The organism is Catenulispora sp. GP43 (assembly GCF_041260665.1).
GTDB lineage: Bacteria > Actinomycetota > Actinomycetes > Streptomycetales > Catenulisporaceae > Catenulispora.
On the sequence record NZ_JBGCCT010000042.1, the window covers coordinates 1 to 15680 of the forward strand.

Sequence of the window (15680 nt, forward strand, 5' to 3'; positions counted from 1 at the left end):
TCAACCGACCGCTACCGAAATCCGCGAGGTCCAGCACGCCTGGGCCCAAGCAGGACTGGACCTGGCGGCCTGACCCCCATCACATCTGCAGAAACAGCGAAAGCCGAGACATGAGTGACGAGCTCGAAATGGGGCCCATCGACTACCTCGTCGTCGAGTTTCCCCGCGAGGACATGCGCGGGGAGGGGCTGCCGCTGCTGGTCGACCTGGTCGAGCGGGGCATCATCCGGATCCTGGATCTCACCTTCGTGACCAAGGGCGAGGACGGGTCCGTGGCGGTGCTCGACCTCGCCGACGAGGATGCCGACGGGCGGCTGGAGTTGGCCGTGTTCCAAGGCGCGTCCTCGGGTTTGATCGGCGACGACGAGATCGCTGAAGCCGCCTCGGTGATGGCGCCGGGGACCTCCGCCGGGATCCTCGTGTACGAGAACACCTGGGCCGCGCCTTTCGTCGGCGCGCTGCGGCGGAACGGGGCTCAGGTCGTCGCCAGCGGCCGTATTCCGATCGCGGATCTGCTCGAAGCCCTCGAGTCCGCCGGTTCCAGCAGCTGAAAGGTGCCTCATCATGGGATTGCTCAGGGGAGTCGCGCGGACCGCGGTGGTGGCCGGGACGGCGACAGCGGTGTCCAACAGGGTCTCCCGGCGGCAGGCCGGGCGATGGGCTCAGCAGGAACAGCCCGTGCAGGCCGAGCAAGCGCCTCCGCCGGCTGCTCCCGCCGCTCCGGCTGGGTCCTCGATGGATGACAAGCTGGCGCAGCTGAAGGAACTCGGCGTCTTGAAGGACAACGGCGTTCTTTCCGAGGCTGAGTTCCAGGCGCAGAAGCAGAAGATCCTGGGGACCTGAGGACCGCGACCGCGTCACAGCCCGGTCCGAAGGGGCAGCTGCCCATGGAGAAGGAACACGATGACGAGCCGTCGCCGTCAGCGGTGGTGAAGCTGTTCGCGGCCGGGGTCGGGGCCGCGTTGCAGGCAGTGGAGGTGCTGACCGAGTTCGGTGCGGAGACCGCGCGGGTCGTCATCGACCGGGGCCAGGCCACGGCGAGTGAGGCGGATCGCCGGTATCACGCGGCTGCTCGGCGGGGCGACGCGCTGATCAGAGGCACCGCGGACAAGCTGGCCGGGCCGGGCGGCCGGGTGCTGGGTGCGGCTGCCGAGTGGACGGACCGGCACGTCGTCCGGCGGGTGGCGGAGTCGATGAAGCCGTATCTGATCGAGGAACTCGTGCCCGAAGTGATCGACGGCGTGCTGCCGAAGATCCGGGCGGACGTCGTCCCGGTGGTGATCGAGGACCTCACGAAGGACGAACGCGTCCTGGACCTGGTGGCCACCCAGAGCCGGGACATGCTCTCGCGCAGCGTCGCCGAGGCCCGCCGTGCCTCGGCCGACGCCGACGACCGGGTGGAGGCCCTGGTGCACAGGCTGTTCGGACGCCGGGGTCCAGAGGGATGACGGGCCGGAGGACGACCAGCGGGGAGGAGCCTTCCGCGGACGAGCGGAATGAGCTGAACAAGCTGAATGAGCAAGCTGACCGGCATGACCAGCACGAGCAGTACTCAGGCCTCGTCACCCGGCTGGCGGCGCTGAGCATCGACGCCGTCCTCCTCCTGATCGCCTCCGTGGCGGTCGGCTTCGGCGTGCCGGCCCTGTGGAGCTCCGTGGAAGGCTCGGTCCCCGGATGGCTGAAGGACGGCTCCGAAGTGGTCGCCGCCCTCCTGCCCCTTCTGTACTTCTGGCTCAGCTGGTGCGTCACCTGCCAGACGCTCGGCGGCATGCTCTTCGGCATCGCCGTCCTGCGGCCCGACGGCTCGCGGGTCGGCGTACCGCGCGCCGCCGCGCGGGCGTTCTTCGGCCTGCTGTTCGCGCCGATCTGGCTGGTCGGGATGGTCATCACGGTGCTGGATCCGCGGCGTCGAGCGGCCCACGACATCCTGATGGGCACGGTCGTCCGGCGGGTCTGACTCGAAGCGGATCCTGTATGTCCGGCAGATCCTGCACTTCAGCGGCGGTATGCCGCCGTAATGCGGGGCACCGGAATCGCTCTTACCATCGAACCGCTAGCCGCCGATGAGGGTTCGCCCATCCGCGCGGCCTTCTCCGGCGCGGCTTCTGAAGGAAGGCAGCCAATCATGGCCGTCACATCCGAGACTCCGGTACTGGACACGCTCGCCGCGATGACGATCGATTCGCTCGAGCGGTGCAGCATGGAGCCGAGCACCCTCGTGCTCACCCGCCTGGCCGCGCTGTGCGCGATGGACGCACCGCCGATCTCCTACCTCGCCCACGTCGGTCCGGCTCAGGAGGCCGAGGTGACCATGGACCAGGTCCAGGACCTCCTCGTCGCGATCGCGCCGGTCGTGGGCACCGCCCGCGTCATGTCGGCCGCCGGCCACATCGCCGAGGCCCTCGGCTACGCGATCGCCGTGGCCGAAGCGGAGGACAGCGGCAATATGTGACCTCAGCGGCCCCCGCGGCGGCCGCGCCCCACGAAGGAGGGCTCATGCCGGCTGCGGGCGCCGCATCGTCCGCGGGTGACCGGGAGACGCGCCGCACTCCGGAGCTGGCTCGCATGCTGCTCCGGATCGTGTTGCGCGATCCCGGTCGCCTGCCGGAGAACCTCGCGATCTTCTCGCTGACGATGCTGGGCCCCGGTGTTCCCGCCTACATCACCGCGCTGCGCCGCCAGAATCCCGATGCCGACGCCTCACAGCTGGAACGCCTGATCGCCCAGCAAGGCATCCGGGAGACGGCCCGCGAGGGCGGGTTCGTCGGCGGGCCCTTCATCGCCTTCGTGCCGGTGGCGTTCGTCGCCGCCTTGTTGGCCCAGATCAAGATGACGCTGCGCATGGCGGCCGCGTCCGGCCGCGACCCGCAGGATCCCGAGCGCGCCGCCGAGCTGTTGGTGATCATGGGTGTCCACGGCGATGTGACGCACGCGGCGGCGGCGTTGAAGGCGCTTCCGGCGGAGTCCGACACCGTGCGGAAGCACTCTGCCGTCTACTCCATGGTCGACGTGATCCGGCGCATGGCCAAGCTGCTCGGGCTGATCGCGCCGGCGGCGGTCACCCCGGTGAGCCGGCTGGTCCATCTCGGACGCTGGCTGGTGCTCGGTCTCGCGCTGATCGTGGGCATGGTGGTGCCGCTGATCTGGCTTCCCTACCTGTCGATGTCGTACTACCGCGGCACGGTCGAGCTGGCCGAGCGGGTCTCGGTGTTCTACTCGGGGCCGGAGAAGGCCATCCACCTGCCGCGCAAGGCTTCCGACGCCCCCGGGCTCGCGGCAGCCGCGCTGCGGGCCCTGGGCTCGCTCGCGCTGATCGTGGGCGGGTTCGCCGTGTTCCTCGCGCTCGACGTCACGATCGCCGGACATGAGTGGCCTGCGCTGCTGTCGCTGGCGGTCCTCATATCCTCCGTGACCGGTCTGGTGTGGTACCTGCGCCGGCTTCGACACCGGCGATGACGAGGCTTTCCCCGTTTTCACACGAACGGGCCCGTCCCTTCGCCCGGCCTCGGCGGCGAGCCGAGGATGAGATGTCGTACCCGAACAGTGCGGTACGGACCGGGAACGCGCACCCGGCGTGTGCGCGAGTGGAGATGACAGCCATGAGTCAGGCCACGGTTCCACGCGGCACAGCGTCCCGGACACCGCACCACGCGGTCTTCGCCGGCGTACTGCTGATGATCTCAGGCATCATGAACGTCTTCCAAGGGATCACCGCCATCGCCAACGACGACGTGTACCGGCAGATCGGCAACTACACGTTCAAGTTCTCCACCACCTCGTGGGGCTGGATCCACCTGGTCCTCGGCGTCCTGGTCGCGATCGTCGGCTGGGGTGCCTACACCGGCGCCACATGGGCCAAGGTCATCGGTGTCGCCATCGTCGGGATAGCGATGATCGTCAACTTCATGTGGCTGCCCTACCAGACCTGGTGGGCGCTGGCCCTCATCGCGATCGACGGCTTCGCCCTGTGGTCACTGATCGGCGGCAGCGACGAGCCGGTCGCCAGAACCTGAGAACGCCGCGAGTGCCATCCCCTCGGGCCGGCCGGGATCAAACGGGCCCGGCACGGCGAGCGCGGCGGGCACAGCAGGCGCGCCGAGCGCGCTGGCTGGCCCGCGCAGCGCTCGCCCTCGTCCTGGCCGCGGTCGGGCTCCTGATCGCGGCGACCGATCTGGGCGGCGCCATCGTGGCCGTCCTGATCGCGGTCGCCGCGCTGGCGCTGGCCGCGGTCGGGGGCTGGTGGGCCCTGACCCACCACGGCGCCGCCCGGACCGTGGGCGTCCTGGTGATGATCGGCGCTCTGGTCGGCAGTGTCCTGCTCTACGCGAGCTCGACCGTCCGCTGGCTCATCGCCCTCGGCGCCGCGGTGGCCTGGGCCGCCGCCCTGGCCTGCGGCCGCGCGGCGCTGCGCGCCGACCGGGCCGAACACGGCACGCCGGTGCTGCACACGCCCGCGCCGCGCCGGCCGGTGCTGATCATGAATCCGGCCTCCGGCGGCGGCAAGGTCGAGCGGTTCGACCTGGTCCGCAAGGCCGAGCGGCTCGGCTGCCGGGTCGTGCTGCTGGATCCCGCGCACCACCAGGACGTCGCCGCGCTCGCCCGGCAGGCGCTCGCCGACGGCGCGGACCTGCTCGGCGTGGCCGGCGGGGACGGCACGCAGGCCCTGGTCGCCGGGGTCGCCGCCGAGCACGGCGTGCCCTTCCTGGTGATCTCGGCCGGCACCCGCAACCACTTCGCCATGGACCTCGGCCTGGACCGCGACGACCCGAGCCGCTGCCTGCTGGCCCTCACCGACGGCGTCGAACTGCGCGTCGACCTCGGGGAGGTGGCGGGGCGCACGTTCGTGAACAACGCCTCCTTCGGCGTCTACGCCGAGATCGTGCAGCGGCCCGAATACCGGGACGCGAAGGCCGCCACCACGCTCGATGAGCTCCCTGACCTGCTGACCGGCTACGCCGGGGCCCGGCTGACGGCGGACGTCGACGGCACCGTGCTGGCCGGCCCGCAGGCGGTGCTGGTGAGCTGCGACCCGTACGAAACGGGCTGGTACGGGTCGGGCCGCCGGCCGCGCCTGGACACCGGGACGCTCGGCGTCATAAGCCTGACGGTGCGCGGCGCGGCGCAGGCGGCGGATCTGGCCCTGCGCGGCGAGCAGTCCGCCGCGCTCACCAAGATGACCGCCGACGAGGTCGTCATCACGGCCGACACGGACACCGTCCAGGCCGGGGTGGACGGGGAGGCGCTGACCCTGCCGGTCCCGGTCCGCTGCCGGATCCTCCCCGGAGCCCTGCGGGTCCGGGTCCCGCGTGAGCGTCCCGGGGTCCCGCCGCCCCGGCAGGGGATCGACTGGCGCCGGCTCGGCATGCTGGCTCTGGCCCTGCCCGGGAAGACGACCGAGACGACGGTGAAGCGATGACCATCCGCAGCATCCGCACCGCGGTCGACACCGCCCGAAGCGCAGCCGCCTCGGCGGACGCCGCCCTGTACACGGTCGTCGCGCGCAGCACCGGCAGCAGCGGGCTCGACGAAGGGCTCTCCCGGCTCTCGAACGCGGCGGACCACTCCAAGATCTCCCTGGCGATCGCCGCGCTTCTCGCGGCGCGTCCCGGGGCACCGCGCCGGGGCGCTCTCAGGGGCCTGGCGGCGATCGGCCTCACCTCGGCGAGCGCCAACCTGCTCGGCAAGCGGCTGTTCGGCCGGCGCCGGCCGGACTGGGACGCGATCGGGGTCCCGCTGCGGCGCAGGGTTCGGATGCCCTCCTCGACGGCCTTCCCGTCCGGACATTCCGCGTCGGCCGCGGCGTTCGCCGTGGCGGTGGCCTCCGAGGTTCCCGCGGCGGCCCTGCCGTTGGGGGCTCTGGCCGCCGTCGTCGGGTACTCGCGGGTGCACACCGGCGTGCACTATCCGGGCGACGTCGTCGCGGGCTTCGCACTCGGGGCGGCCTGCGCCGCGGCCGTGATCGTGCTCGACCGGCGCCGGAGGGAGCCCGCGGCTAGTGCAGGTGAAGCAGCACCAGGTTCTTGAGCATCACCATCACGACCCCGAGGCCCACGGCGGTCGCCGTCGCCCCGGCCAGGCGCCAGCCGGTCAGCCTCGCCGCGCGCGCCGCCGCCCAGCTGTGCAGTCCGAGCAGGAGCACGACGACCGCGAGCCCGATGTTCGCGGCGGTCAGGGTCGTGGCCCCGGCCAGGCGGGCGACGACCGCGGCCGCCAGCGGCAGGAACGACGCCGTGACCATGGGCCAGGTCTCGGCGAGCGCGTGCCCGATGCGGGCCGGGGACGGCAGGCGTCCGTCCTCGATCTGTTCGCCGAGCAGGACCGCGTACTCCTCGGCCAGCCAGTAGACCACCAGGGTGACGACGACCGCGACGACGAGCGCGGCCGTGGTCAGTCCGGTGGTCGCGGCGAAGATCGCCGCGGTGACGATGGCTCCGTAGATGCCGGCGGCCCGGCGGCGGCCGACGTCGTAGACCGGGCCGCCGGGTTCCTCGGTGGCACCGCTGTCGGCCGCGGCGGCCGCGGCGGCGCCGTCTGCGGCCGCGCTCCCGCCGTCGTCCGCCGCGGTCCCGCCGCGCTCCAGCTCAGTCATCGCCGTCTCCAGGGGTTCGGTGGTCCGGCGCGCCGGCACGGAAGGCGTCCTCGGCGGCGTGGACGCTCGGGAAGAAGTGGCTGTCCGGGAGCGCCTGGTCCTCGTACTGTTCGATCTTGCGCCGGACCGGCTCCTGCAGCTCGGCGAACATCAGGTCGATGCCCCGCGACCGGAGGTCCCGGTCGAGCTTCAGGAGTATGTCGCAGGCGGTGACGTCGACATCGGTCACCGACTCGGCGGCGACCAGGATCCACCGGGTCCCCGGGCTGCGCGACAGCCGCAGGACGCGGTTGCGGAACCTCTTGGCGTTGGCGAAGATCAGCGGCGCCGCGAAGCGGTAGATCACCAGGCCGGGGACACGCTGCGCGGTCGGGTGGGTGTCCAGGTCGTAGTAGCCGCGCAGCCCGCTGACCCGGCCGAGCTCGGCCTCATAGGGCTGCCACGCGTGCCGGAAGACGTTCAGGATCGACAGGAGCACCGCGATCCCGATGCCGGGCAGCACCCCGAGCAGCGCGACGCCGAGGAACGCCGCGGCCGAGAGCAGGAACTCGGTCCGCCGCTGGTGCCAGAGCCGGACCGTGCCCGGGATGTCGGCCAGCGACAGCGAGGCGCAGATGACCACGGCGGCCAGCGCCGGCTGCGGCAGGTTCCGCAGCAGGCCCGGGACCAGCACGATCATCAAGGTGATGAGCACGGCGCCGACCACCCCGGTCAGCTGGCTGCGCGCCCCGGACCGCTCGGCCACGGCCGTGCGGGACCCGCTGGTACTGACCGGGAAGCCCTGGAAGAACCCGGCAGCCAGGTTCGCCGCCCCGATGCCGACCATCTCCTTGCCGCCGTCGATCTCCTGCCCGGTGCGCTCGGCGAAGGCCGAGGCGGTGGAGATGGTGTCGGCCAGCGAGACCAGCGTGATGCCGCCGGCCGCGCCGACCAGCGGGCCGAGGTCCGACCAGCGCACGTCCGGCAGGGTCAGCGGCGGGAAGCCGCGCGGCAGTTCGCCGACCAGGCTCACCCCGTGCGCGGCGAGGTCGAAGACCGAGGTGGCGGCGATGGACATCAGGACCATGATCAGGACCGCCGGGACCTTCGGCAGCCAGTGCTGGAGCGCCAGGATGACGGCCACCCCGGCGATCCCGACGGCGGCGGCCGCGGCGAGCGCCTCGCCGCGCGCGAGCCCCCGCACGAAGCCGTGGATCTCGCGGATCAGGCCCTCGGCGCTCACCGAGAAGCCGAACAGCTTGGGCAGCTGTCCGACCAGGATGGTCAGCGCCAGGCCGTTCAGGTAGCCCATGATCGTGGGCTTGGACAGCAGGTCCGCGACGAAGCCCAGGCGGGCGAGCGCGCCGCCGATCAGCAGCACCGCGACCATGAGCGCCAGCATCGAGGCCAGGGCGACGGCGCGGGCGCTGTCCTGCCCGGCGGCGGCCAGCGGGAGGACGGCGGCGGCGATCAGCGGCCCGAGGGAGGAGTCGGGGCCCAGGACCAGGATCCGGCTCGGGCCGAACACCGCGTAGGCGAGCAGGCAGGTGATCGAGGTGTACAAGCCGGTGATGGGCGGCAGGCCGGCCAGTTCCGCGTACGCCATGCCCTGCGGCACGAGCAGGGTGCTCAGCACCACCCCGGCCACGACGTCCTTGGCCACCCAGCCCCGCTGGTAGGTCGCCGCCGCTTGCAGGCCGGGTACCGAGCGCCAGACGGACACGCGCCTCCAGCCTCCAGCCTCCATACCGCGAGCCGATGAGTCGATGAGCCGATGCACGTCAGTGCCCGTCAAGTCGACCACGGCCCTTGCGCGGTGTCAGCCGGAGACGGGCCGTTCGGCGCACGTCAGGACGTTCAGGCGTTCAGACGTTCAGGCGTCAGGGCGTTCAGACGTCCGGCGTCCGGGCGTCCCGGCAAGCTGTCGCCGGTTCCGCACCGCAGTGTCATGATCTTCTTGGCGAGTGGTGGAGGTGACCATGCCCTGGGATGCCGTGCCGCCGGCGCTTGCCGCCGCGTTCTCGCCGACGACGCTGCTGATCGTCGCCGGTCTGCTGTCCCGGGCACGGCCTCTGAAGCTCGCGTTCACCTTCCTCGCCACCGCCGGCACGGTCACCGTCGGGGTGGGCTTCGCGGTCGTCGGCGCCCTGGACGCCACCGGGTGGGACGACAAGCGGCTGCATCCGACCACGCCGCCGGCGCTGGATCTGGCGCTGGGCGGTGCGGCCCTGTTGTTCGCGGTCATGGTGGCGCGCCGGCCCCCGCACAAGGTGAAGGTCCGCCGCGGCGACACGCGTCTGACGACCGCGATGGTCCTCGGTCTGGCAATGGGCTCGCCGTCGCCGCTCTACCTGCTGTCGCTGCACACCGTGGCCCAGTCCGACATGGCCTCGGCGGCCAAGTACGTCGCCGTGATCCTGCTCGCGGCCATCGTCATGCTCATGGCCGAGATCCCGATCGTCACCTATATGGTCGCCCCGACCACGACCGCCGCCCGGCTCGCGGAGGCGAACGCCTGGCTGGGCCGCCACGGGCAGGCCATCCTGGTGATCGCCTCGACCGTGGTGGGCTGCTACTTCGTGGTCAAAGGGTTCGTCGGGCTGCTCCAGGCGTAGCGCGGACATGCCGGACCGGAGCCGCGGACGCACAGTGGAGTCATGATGAATTCCGAGACGACGGGGCCGACCTTCCAGACCGGCATGATCCGGACTGGAGCCGCGCTCATCGGCGGCGGCCTGATGCTCGCCGCCGCGGGGTCCGCGATGGCGGCGATCGCCGTGATGCGCGGCGTGGCGGCCTGGGCCCGGCAGCGGGAGGTCTCCCCCACCGCCCTGGCGGCCGGCCGGTTCGACCAGGTCCGGCACGCGACGGTCGCCGGCGCGCACGCGTGGCGCGAGCACGCCGCGTCGACGAATGGCAACCGTACGCCCGCCCGCTAAGCAGCCGTCCACGGCTGTCGGCCGACGGGTTCGCCCGCTCGGCCGGCCAGCCGTGTCCGGCTGCCCGGCGAGCACTCCGGCGAGTACTCCATTCGGGGAGCCCGGAGATTCCCAGAGAATGTGTTCGAATGCCCCCGGGTGGATCATGGTGTTATGGCCACGCACACGGCCGATCTGCGGGTTCAGCGCAGAAGGGTCGAGCACATCCGGCAGATGACGGCCCAGATAGCCGATCGCGAGCACATCATCGTGCAGCTGATGACCACGGTCATCCGGGCCGGCTACTACTTCCTCACACTCGCCTGTCTCACCGCGGGCCTGATCGGGCTCGTCCGGAACCGGCACGCCCTCGCCGTCACCTGGGGCGTCGCCGGCATCGCCCTGGTCCTGCTGTGGGTCCTGGTCAAGGTGTCCCAGAGGGTCATGAACCGGGTGGTCCGTGAACTCCGCAAGGAATTCGCGAAGAGCCGCCCCGGCAGGGCCGTCGTCCCCGGCACCGGCACCGGCCCCGGCACCGTCCCCACCATCGACCCCGCCATCGACCCCGGCAAGCCCCAGTCCTGATTCCCATCGGCACCCGCGACGCCCGAATGGCGGTCCGTCCACATGCCGCACAGGCGCGCCGGGCACGAGTCGGAGGTGACGGATCCGGGGTCCAGACCATCACCGCCCGGGCCATCACAGCCGCCCGGCGACGGTCGGCTCGGCCGGTTCCGCCTCTGGCTCACGCGCCGTGCGGAGCAGGTGCGGGCGATCCCGTTCGTGGGGCGGCTCGTCGTCCAGCTGGTCCACGTCAACGTCCTGGACACCGCGACCCGCCTGGCCGCGCAGACCTTCCTGACCGGCATCCCGGTGCTGTTCGTCCTGGCGGCCTTCGCGCCGGCCACGGTGCGCGACAACCTCGTGGACTCGCTGCGGTCCATCCTCGGTCTGGGTTCCAGGTCCCTCGCCGAGGTCACGGACACTCTTCACGGCGGGCACGAGCCCGACGGCGAGGCCATCGGCGGGATCGGCGTCGTCATCACCCTCCTGTCGGCGACCGCGTGCTCCCGGGTGCTGCAGCGGCTGTGCGAGCGGTCCTGGCACATGCCGCCGGCGGCGGCGCGGCTGGCCGCGTGGCGCTGGGTGGCCTGGCTGGTGGTGTGGCTGGCCGTGCTGGTGTTCCAGGGGAAAGTCCGCGCGGGCTTCGGCGTCGGGCAGGGCCTGGGACTGCCCATGGCGCTGGTGACCGCCTGCCTGATGTGGTGGTGGACGCAGTACCTGCTGCTGGCCGGCCGGCTGCCGTGGCGTCCGTTGCTGCCCGGCGCGGTCCTCACCGGGGCCGCGATGACCGCCTTGGCCGGCGCGGCGAAGATCTACGTGCCGAATTCACTGGACCGCAGCATCAGCCAGTTCGGCCCGCTGGGCCTGGTGTTCACCGTGTTCTCGTGGCTGATCGTGCTCTTCACGGCGGCCACGGTGTGCGTGGCCACCGGATTCGTGATCGCCCACGAGCCGACCATGGCCCGGCTGCTGAAGACCCCGCCGGCGCCGGACCAGACCGATTGATCACGCCGGCTTCGGACCGGCCGCGTCGACCGCGGTCTCGTCGCGGTGCACCAGCCCGGGGCCCGGGGCGAAGAACTCGCGGATGGCGAACGCGATGACGATGACGAAGGCGAACCAGAACACCACCAGCCCGGTCGGGTGGTCCCAGAGCACGAAGATCACCGAGGCGATCAGCAGAATCCCGATGCCGATCCAGCGCTTGTAGCGGGCCGTGAACCGGTCGACGGGCCCGGCGTGGAACCCGGCCGAGTCGGCGACCGCCCGCATCGCGCCGATCCCGCTGCTGCACGCCGCGCGGATCCACACCGCCAGCGAGGTCGGGCCGTTCAGGAACGCGCCGAGCGCGACCAGGACGGCCAAGGCTCCGACCATCCGGGTGGTGATCCGCAGGAATTTGATCAGGGCGTCGTAGACGGCCCCCGCGGCGCCGGCGTTGACGTCCGGCGGGAGCTGGTCGATGAAGAACGATCGGAAGACTGCCAGCGCGATGCCCAGAACCAGCATCGCGACCGCGAACCCGATCGCGGTGCCGATCAGGGCCCGGCGGCGGTTGTGGGCCAGGTAGATCCCGGCGGCCGCGATCAGGACGGTGATGACCGGCATCCAGTTGCCCACGATCTGCAGGAGCCGGAAGTAGTTCTTGAGCTTGTTCAGGCTCGACGACTTGTAGACCGTGAAGGTCGTGTTCACCGTCGGGATCTTGTCGGCCGCCGGGAAACCCTGGGCGACCAGCTGGCTCTTCACCATGGCCACAGCCGGCCCGATGTCGATCTGCACCTCGTCGTTGTTCAGTTTGACCGCCCCTCCGCCCTTGCCGGTCAGGGCTTTCACGAACGAGGCGTGGGCGGTGCGCAACGCGGTGGTCCAGATGTTGGCGAACTGGTCGCTGGCCACGACCTTGTCCACGACCGTGCCGACCACGCTCTTCAGACCGCTCTCGATCGGCCCGTTCAGCTTCGAGATCAAAGTGGCCGTCGCCGGCGGGAGGCTGCTGCTGCTGGCCGCCTGCTGGAGATCCTTGACCACCGCGTTGATGTCGACCTGGTCCAGGACGAGGTTGGTGATCCGGTTCGACACCGCGGCCTGGACCTCCGGGTTCTTCGCCAGCGGACTCAGGGTCGCGACGAACCGGTCGGTGTCGGTGATCGTGTCGGCCGCCCAGACCGACACGACCGACAGCAGGGCCAGGATGGAAGCCAGGATGATCAGCAGCGTCGCGAAGAAGGTGCGGACGCGGTGGTGCTCCTTCTGCCGCCCCCGGGCCGCGGCTTCAGCCTCCAACTGGGTGATGCGCCGACGGAGTTCGGCCACCTCCTCGTCGCCTGGCTGGGGCGCGGCCGGATCGGGACTCGTGGCGGACATACTGCGCTCCCATTCCTGGGCGGACACCTGCGATAGCCGAGGCCGCGGCGGCGCCGTGCCCTGACACCAGGGAAGACCCGCAGGTGAGGATCCCGCGAGCGGTACTACACCGGCGGGGTGACGCTGAGCGTGGCGCCCCGATCAGGCGTTCGACTCCCCGGCGCCGTCGCCGCCGGCCCCCTCCGGCTGCCGTTTCGGGATCCGTCCGGTGAAGCAGAACGCGACCAACGCGATGAGCGCCAGCAGTGCCAGCGCCGCCCGCACCGCGTCCAGACGTGCCGAGGAGTTGGCCTGCAAGGCGGCTTCGGCCTGCTGGGGAGGGACGTTCGCCTCGTTGAGCGCCGCGGAGAGCTGGGCGTCGGACAGGAAGGGCGCGCCGGCCGCCAGCTTCGTCGAGGCCTGGGCGCTCACGCTCGCCGGAACCGCGGGGTTCTTCTCGATGGTGGTCAGGAACGAGGTCGTCAGGGTGCCGATCAGGATGGATCCGGCCAGGGCGGTGCCGATGGAGGAGCCCAGGTTGGTGACCGTGTTCTGGATGCCGCCGACCTCGGCGCTGCGGCTGTCCGGGACCGCGGAGACAGTGACCGCGCCGAGTTGTGAGGCCAAGGCTCCCATGCCCAGCCCGATCAGCAGCAGCGGGATGGTCACGACGGCCGCGCTGGAGTCGGCGTCCAGCGCGGCGGTCAGGGACAGGGCGCCGGCGAACAGGCCCAGGACGCCCAAGCGCACGATGAGCCGGGGTGAGACGTGGGGGAACAGCCGCGGAATCAAGGCCGCGGCGGCCAGCAGGCTCAGGGACAGCGGAAGGATGTGCACACCGGTCCTGATCGCGGACAGGCCCAGGGCCACCGACAGGTAGAGCGGCACGACGAAGAACACGCCCATCTGGACCAGGAACTGCAGGAAGAACATGATCAGGCCGCCGGTCAGCTGCCGGTTGGCGAACAGGCTCAGATCGACCAGCGGGTCCCGGCCACCGCGCATCAGGCGGGTCTGCCACAGCAGGAACAGCCACACCACCAGGACACCGGCCACCATCAACCAGATCGACGCCGAAATCCCCAGCCACGACGGCGCCCCGGGCTTCGGCAGGAACCAGCCCCATTCGGAGGTGCGGAGCACACCGTAGACGAAGACTCCCAGGCCCGTCGCGGACAGGAACGCGCCGATCAGGTCGAACCGCGGCCGACTCTCGACCGGCCGGTCGACGACGCGCCGGGCCAGCCCCAGGATCGCGACCACCGCGGCGACCTCCCCGGCGAAGACCCAGCGCCAGGAGAAGTACGTCGTGGCGATCCCGCCGATCAGCGGGCCCAGGCCGATGGCGACGGCCGCGGAGGCCGCGATGAGCCCGTAGGCGGCGGGGCGGCGCTCGACCGGGAAGTTGAGCGCCACCAGGGCGACGATGGCCGGCAGGATCAGCGCCGCGCCCAGGCCCTCCAGCAGCGACCAGCCGAGCAGCAGGACCGTCAGGTTCGGGGCCAGCGCCGTGGTCAGCGAACCGCAGCCGTAGACCACGCAGCCGATCATGAAGGCCCGTTTGCGGCCGATCATCGCCCCGATCTTGCCGCCCGGGACCATGAACATGGCCATGACCAGCGTGTAGGCGGTGATCGCGCCCTGGATGCCGGTGACCGTGGTGCCGACGTCGGAGGCGACCGTCGCGATCGAGACGTTCATGACCGAGGAGTCCAGCGCCATCAGGAACTGGGCGGCCGCCAGGGTGGCCAGGACGGTCTTCCCGGCCGCGGCCCGGGCGGGTGAGGTGACTGCGTCAGCGCTCATAGGTACCCCTTACAACCCGGACTCGACGGGGATCCGGCCGGAGCGCCGGGCTTCCTGCAGGGCCGCGTGATCCCGCTCGTTCTGGTCGGCGTATCGGGCCGCGAAGTCGGCGACGGCTTCGGGGAACACCTCGTCCGCCCCGAGGTAGGCGGCGATGGCGATCCGGTCGCCGGTCCGGGCGTGCGCGCGGGCCAGGGTCCAGCCGCACAGCCGCCCGTACGCCGCCATCTCCGAGTCCGACAGGCCCTCGATCACGACCGAGCCTTTCCAGTCGGCGAGCTGGCGCACGTAGAAGTCGCGCCTGTGCCCGTCGATCCCTTTGGCGCTCTGCCAGCCCAGGAAGATGTCGCTGACCGTCTGCATGAGCCGCTGGCCGCGCACCACGCGCTCGCCTTCGCCGACCTGCTCGGCGGTGGGCCGGCCGCCGTACTGCGCGATGACCGAACGCTGCGCTTCCTTGATCTGGAGGAACAGCGGGTCGTCATCGTCCCGGCCGCGCATCAGGAGGATCCAGCACCGGGTCCCGACGCTGCCGACCCCGACGACCTTGCGCGCCATGTCCACGAAGTCGAATCCGTCCAGCAGGTACCGCCGATCGCTTTGCAGCGTACGGCCGTAGCCGACCAGCAACTCGCGGAACCATGCCTCGAACTCGGCGCGCTCCACGTCCGGCAGCAGATCGCGGACCGGCATGATCAGCGGCGGATCGGGCAGGATCCGGCGCTCGCCGTCGACCAGCCCGGTGAGCCTGCCGAACGCCCGCTTGCTGGTCCGCCTGCGGGCCTTGGCCAGGGCCTTGTCGAAGGTCTCACGCCTTTCCTTCGTCAGTCCCGCCTTCAGGGCGTCCCGCAACTCCTCGACGTCGGCCCGGGCGTACCAGACGTCCAGCGCCTTCATGTCCGCGAAGTCGCGCAGCGCCAGCTGGTACCCGCGCGAGGCGGCCAGGACGACCTTGCGCCGCTTCTTCGGGCTGAACCCGTTGTCCCGGCCGGCGATCTCCAGACTGGCGGCCAGCCGTTTGACGTCCCATTCCCAGGGCCCAGGGTGGGTCTCGTCGAAGTCGTTGACGTCGAAGACGAGCTTGCGCTCCGGCGAGCCGAACATGCCGAAGTTCGACAAGTGCGCGTCCCCGCACAACTGCACGGTCAGCCCGGAATCGGGCGTGTGCGCCAGGTCCGCGGCCATCACCGCGGCCGCGCCGCGGAAGAAGGTGAACGGCGAGACGAGCATGCGGCCGTAGCGGACCGGGACCAGCTCGGGCACCCGGGTCTTGCCCTGCTCCTGCAGGATCGCGACCGGGTCGGCGCGATCGGCGGCGGGCTGGAACTGCCCGTTCTGCTCCACGGGAGTGGCCTCGCGCGCCGCGTCACCCACCGCGGCGCGCTCTTCAGGAGTCCGGTGCTCCGCGAACCTCGCCATGGCACCCTCCAAGTTCATCGGCTGCCCGACGGGACAACCGGCCACACTCGCAAGGTAGG

Annotated in this window: 18 protein-coding genes; 13 read left to right on the forward strand and 5 right to left on the reverse strand. The window is 71.3% G+C overall.

All coding sequences use genetic code 11. From position 1 onward, the window contains the following. Window positions 1-110: 110 nt before the first annotated feature. From ABH926_RS47980 to ABH926_RS48020, 9 genes are all read left to right on the forward strand, one after another. Window positions 111-551 (forward strand): DUF6325 family protein, encoded by a 441-nt coding sequence (locus ABH926_RS47980; protein ID WP_370374090.1) that lies wholly within the window; start codon window positions 111-113, stop codon window positions 549-551. A gap of 13 nt (window positions 552-564) precedes the next feature. Then, window positions 565-843: an SHOCT domain-containing protein gene (locus ABH926_RS47985; RefSeq protein WP_370374091.1), complete on the forward strand. Its 279-nt coding sequence runs from the start codon at window positions 565-567 to the stop codon at window positions 841-843. A gap of 44 nt (window positions 844-887) precedes the next feature. After that, window positions 888-1448, forward strand: coding sequence for a hypothetical protein (locus tag ABH926_RS47990; protein WP_370374092.1), 561 nt, complete (start codon window positions 888-890; stop codon window positions 1446-1448). Beyond that, window positions 1445-1957, forward strand: a complete 513-nt coding sequence (locus tag ABH926_RS47995; RefSeq protein ID WP_370374093.1) for an RDD family protein — start codon at window positions 1445-1447, stop codon at window positions 1955-1957. The genes ABH926_RS47990 and ABH926_RS47995 overlap by 4 nt, the downstream gene beginning before the upstream one ends. A gap of 168 nt (window positions 1958-2125) precedes the next feature. Continuing rightward, window positions 2126-2452, forward strand: coding sequence for a carboxymuconolactone decarboxylase (locus ABH926_RS48000; RefSeq protein ID WP_370374094.1), 327 nt, complete (start codon window positions 2126-2128; stop codon window positions 2450-2452). 44 nt (window positions 2453-2496) lie between these two features. Next, window positions 2497-3456, forward strand: coding sequence for a hypothetical protein (locus tag ABH926_RS48005; RefSeq protein ID WP_370374095.1), 960 nt, complete (start codon window positions 2497-2499; stop codon window positions 3454-3456). Window positions 3457-3599: 143 nt separating this feature from the next. After that, on the forward strand, window positions 3600-4013 hold the full coding sequence (locus ABH926_RS48010; protein ID WP_370336251.1) for a hypothetical protein: 414 nt from the start codon (window positions 3600-3602) through the stop codon (window positions 4011-4013). An 11-nt stretch (window positions 4014-4024) separates the two neighbouring features. Next, entirely contained in the window at window positions 4025-5416 is a 1392-nt protein-coding gene (locus tag ABH926_RS48015) for a diacylglycerol kinase family protein (RefSeq protein WP_370374096.1), read from the forward strand. After that, window positions 5413-6024 (forward strand): phosphatase PAP2 family protein, encoded by a 612-nt coding sequence (locus ABH926_RS48020; protein ID WP_370374097.1) that lies wholly within the window; start codon window positions 5413-5415, stop codon window positions 6022-6024. Before ABH926_RS48015 ends, ABH926_RS48020 begins: the two co-directional genes overlap by 4 nt. Here the strand turns inward: ABH926_RS48020 and ABH926_RS48025 are convergent. Both ABH926_RS48025 and ABH926_RS48030 read right to left on the reverse strand, forming a co-directional pair. Beyond that, window positions 5993-6589 carry a hypothetical protein gene (locus ABH926_RS48025; RefSeq protein WP_370374098.1) on the reverse strand — a complete coding sequence of 199 codons (597 nt, stop codon included), beginning with the start codon at window positions 6587-6589 and terminating at the stop codon, window positions 5993-5995. The two genes, ABH926_RS48020 and ABH926_RS48025, sit on opposite strands and share 32 nt — an antisense overlap. Continuing rightward, a complete protein-coding gene (locus ABH926_RS48030) occupies window positions 6582-8315 on the reverse strand; it encodes a SulP family inorganic anion transporter (RefSeq protein WP_370374099.1) in 1734 nt (577 codons plus the stop codon). The genes ABH926_RS48025 and ABH926_RS48030 overlap by 8 nt, the downstream gene beginning before the upstream one ends. A 232-nt stretch (window positions 8316-8547) precedes the next feature. Here ABH926_RS48030 and ABH926_RS48035 point away from each other — a divergent pair, with 232 nt between their 5' ends. The 4 genes from ABH926_RS48035 to ABH926_RS48050 all read left to right on the forward strand — a co-directional run bounded on the left by ABH926_RS48035 (window position 8548) and on the right by ABH926_RS48050 (window position 11055). After that, entirely contained in the window at window positions 8548-9183 is a 636-nt protein-coding gene (locus tag ABH926_RS48035; protein WP_370374100.1) for a GAP family protein, read from the forward strand. 42 nt (window positions 9184-9225) lie between these two features. After that, window positions 9226-9507, forward strand: coding sequence for a hypothetical protein (locus ABH926_RS48040; protein WP_370374101.1), 282 nt, complete (start codon window positions 9226-9228; stop codon window positions 9505-9507). Between the two features lie 153 nt (window positions 9508-9660). Then, window positions 9661-10071: a hypothetical protein gene (locus ABH926_RS48045; RefSeq protein WP_370374102.1), complete on the forward strand. Its 411-nt coding sequence runs from the start codon at window positions 9661-9663 to the stop codon at window positions 10069-10071. A 180-nt stretch (window positions 10072-10251) separates the two neighbouring features. Beyond that, window positions 10252-11055 (forward strand): YhjD/YihY/BrkB family envelope integrity protein, encoded by an 804-nt coding sequence (locus ABH926_RS48050; protein WP_370374103.1) that lies wholly within the window; start codon window positions 10252-10254, stop codon window positions 11053-11055. Here ABH926_RS48050 and ABH926_RS48055 read toward each other — a convergent pair whose 3' ends face one another. The 3 genes from ABH926_RS48055 to ABH926_RS48065 form a co-directional block, all read right to left on the reverse strand. After that, window positions 11056-12417: a hypothetical protein gene (locus ABH926_RS48055; RefSeq protein WP_370374104.1), complete on the reverse strand. Its 1362-nt coding sequence runs from the start codon at window positions 12415-12417 to the stop codon at window positions 11056-11058. A 141-nt stretch (window positions 12418-12558) separates the two neighbouring features. After that, complete coding sequence (locus ABH926_RS48060) at window positions 12559-14202, reverse strand: MFS transporter (protein WP_370374105.1); 1644 nt, start codon at window positions 14200-14202, stop codon at window positions 12559-12561. Window positions 14203-14211: 9 nt separating this feature from the next. Beyond that, window positions 14212-15621, reverse strand: coding sequence for a DUF2252 domain-containing protein (locus ABH926_RS48065; protein ID WP_370374106.1), 1410 nt, complete (start codon window positions 15619-15621; stop codon window positions 14212-14214). Window positions 15622-15680 lie beyond the last annotated feature (59 nt).

What these genes read in the sequence shown, in the direction of transcription:
- ABH926_RS47980 (WP_370374090.1), top strand. Translation starts at nt 111, where the DNA reads ATGAGTGACGAGCTCGAAATGGGGCCCATCGACTACCTCGTCGTCGAG.
- ABH926_RS47985 (WP_370374091.1), top strand. Translation starts at nt 565, where the DNA reads ATGGGATTGCTCAGGGGAGTCGCGCGGACCGCGGTGGTGGCCGGGACG.
- ABH926_RS47990 (WP_370374092.1), top strand. Translation starts at nt 888, where the DNA reads ATGGAGAAGGAACACGATGACGAGCCGTCGCCGTCAGCGGTGGTGAAG.
- ABH926_RS47995 (WP_370374093.1), top strand. Translation starts at nt 1,445, where the DNA reads ATGACGGGCCGGAGGACGACCAGCGGGGAGGAGCCTTCCGCGGACGAG.
- ABH926_RS48000 (WP_370374094.1), top strand. Translation starts at nt 2,126, where the DNA reads ATGGCCGTCACATCCGAGACTCCGGTACTGGACACGCTCGCCGCGATG.
- ABH926_RS48005 (WP_370374095.1), top strand. Translation starts at nt 2,497, where the DNA reads ATGCCGGCTGCGGGCGCCGCATCGTCCGCGGGTGACCGGGAGACGCGC.
- ABH926_RS48010 (WP_370336251.1), top strand. Translation starts at nt 3,600, where the DNA reads ATGAGTCAGGCCACGGTTCCACGCGGCACAGCGTCCCGGACACCGCAC.
- ABH926_RS48020 (WP_370374097.1), top strand. Translation starts at nt 5,413, where the DNA reads ATGACCATCCGCAGCATCCGCACCGCGGTCGACACCGCCCGAAGCGCA.
- ABH926_RS48025 (WP_370374098.1), bottom strand. Translation starts at nt 6,589, where the DNA reads ATGACTGAGCTGGAGCGCGGCGGGACCGCGGCGGACGACGGCGGGAGC.
- ABH926_RS48030 (WP_370374099.1), bottom strand. Translation starts at nt 8,315, where the DNA reads ATGGAGGCTGGAGGCTGGAGGCGCGTGTCCGTCTGGCGCTCGGTACCC.
- ABH926_RS48035 (WP_370374100.1), top strand. Translation starts at nt 8,548, where the DNA reads ATGCCCTGGGATGCCGTGCCGCCGGCGCTTGCCGCCGCGTTCTCGCCG.
- ABH926_RS48040 (WP_370374101.1), top strand. Translation starts at nt 9,226, where the DNA reads ATGATGAATTCCGAGACGACGGGGCCGACCTTCCAGACCGGCATGATC.
- ABH926_RS48045 (WP_370374102.1), top strand. Translation starts at nt 9,661, where the DNA reads ATGGCCACGCACACGGCCGATCTGCGGGTTCAGCGCAGAAGGGTCGAG.
- ABH926_RS48055 (WP_370374104.1), bottom strand. Translation starts at nt 12,417, where the DNA reads ATGTCCGCCACGAGTCCCGATCCGGCCGCGCCCCAGCCAGGCGACGAG.
- ABH926_RS48060 (WP_370374105.1), bottom strand. Translation starts at nt 14,202, where the DNA reads ATGAGCGCTGACGCAGTCACCTCACCCGCCCGGGCCGCGGCCGGGAAG.
- ABH926_RS48065 (WP_370374106.1), bottom strand. Translation starts at nt 15,621, where the DNA reads ATGGCGAGGTTCGCGGAGCACCGGACTCCTGAAGAGCGCGCCGCGGTG.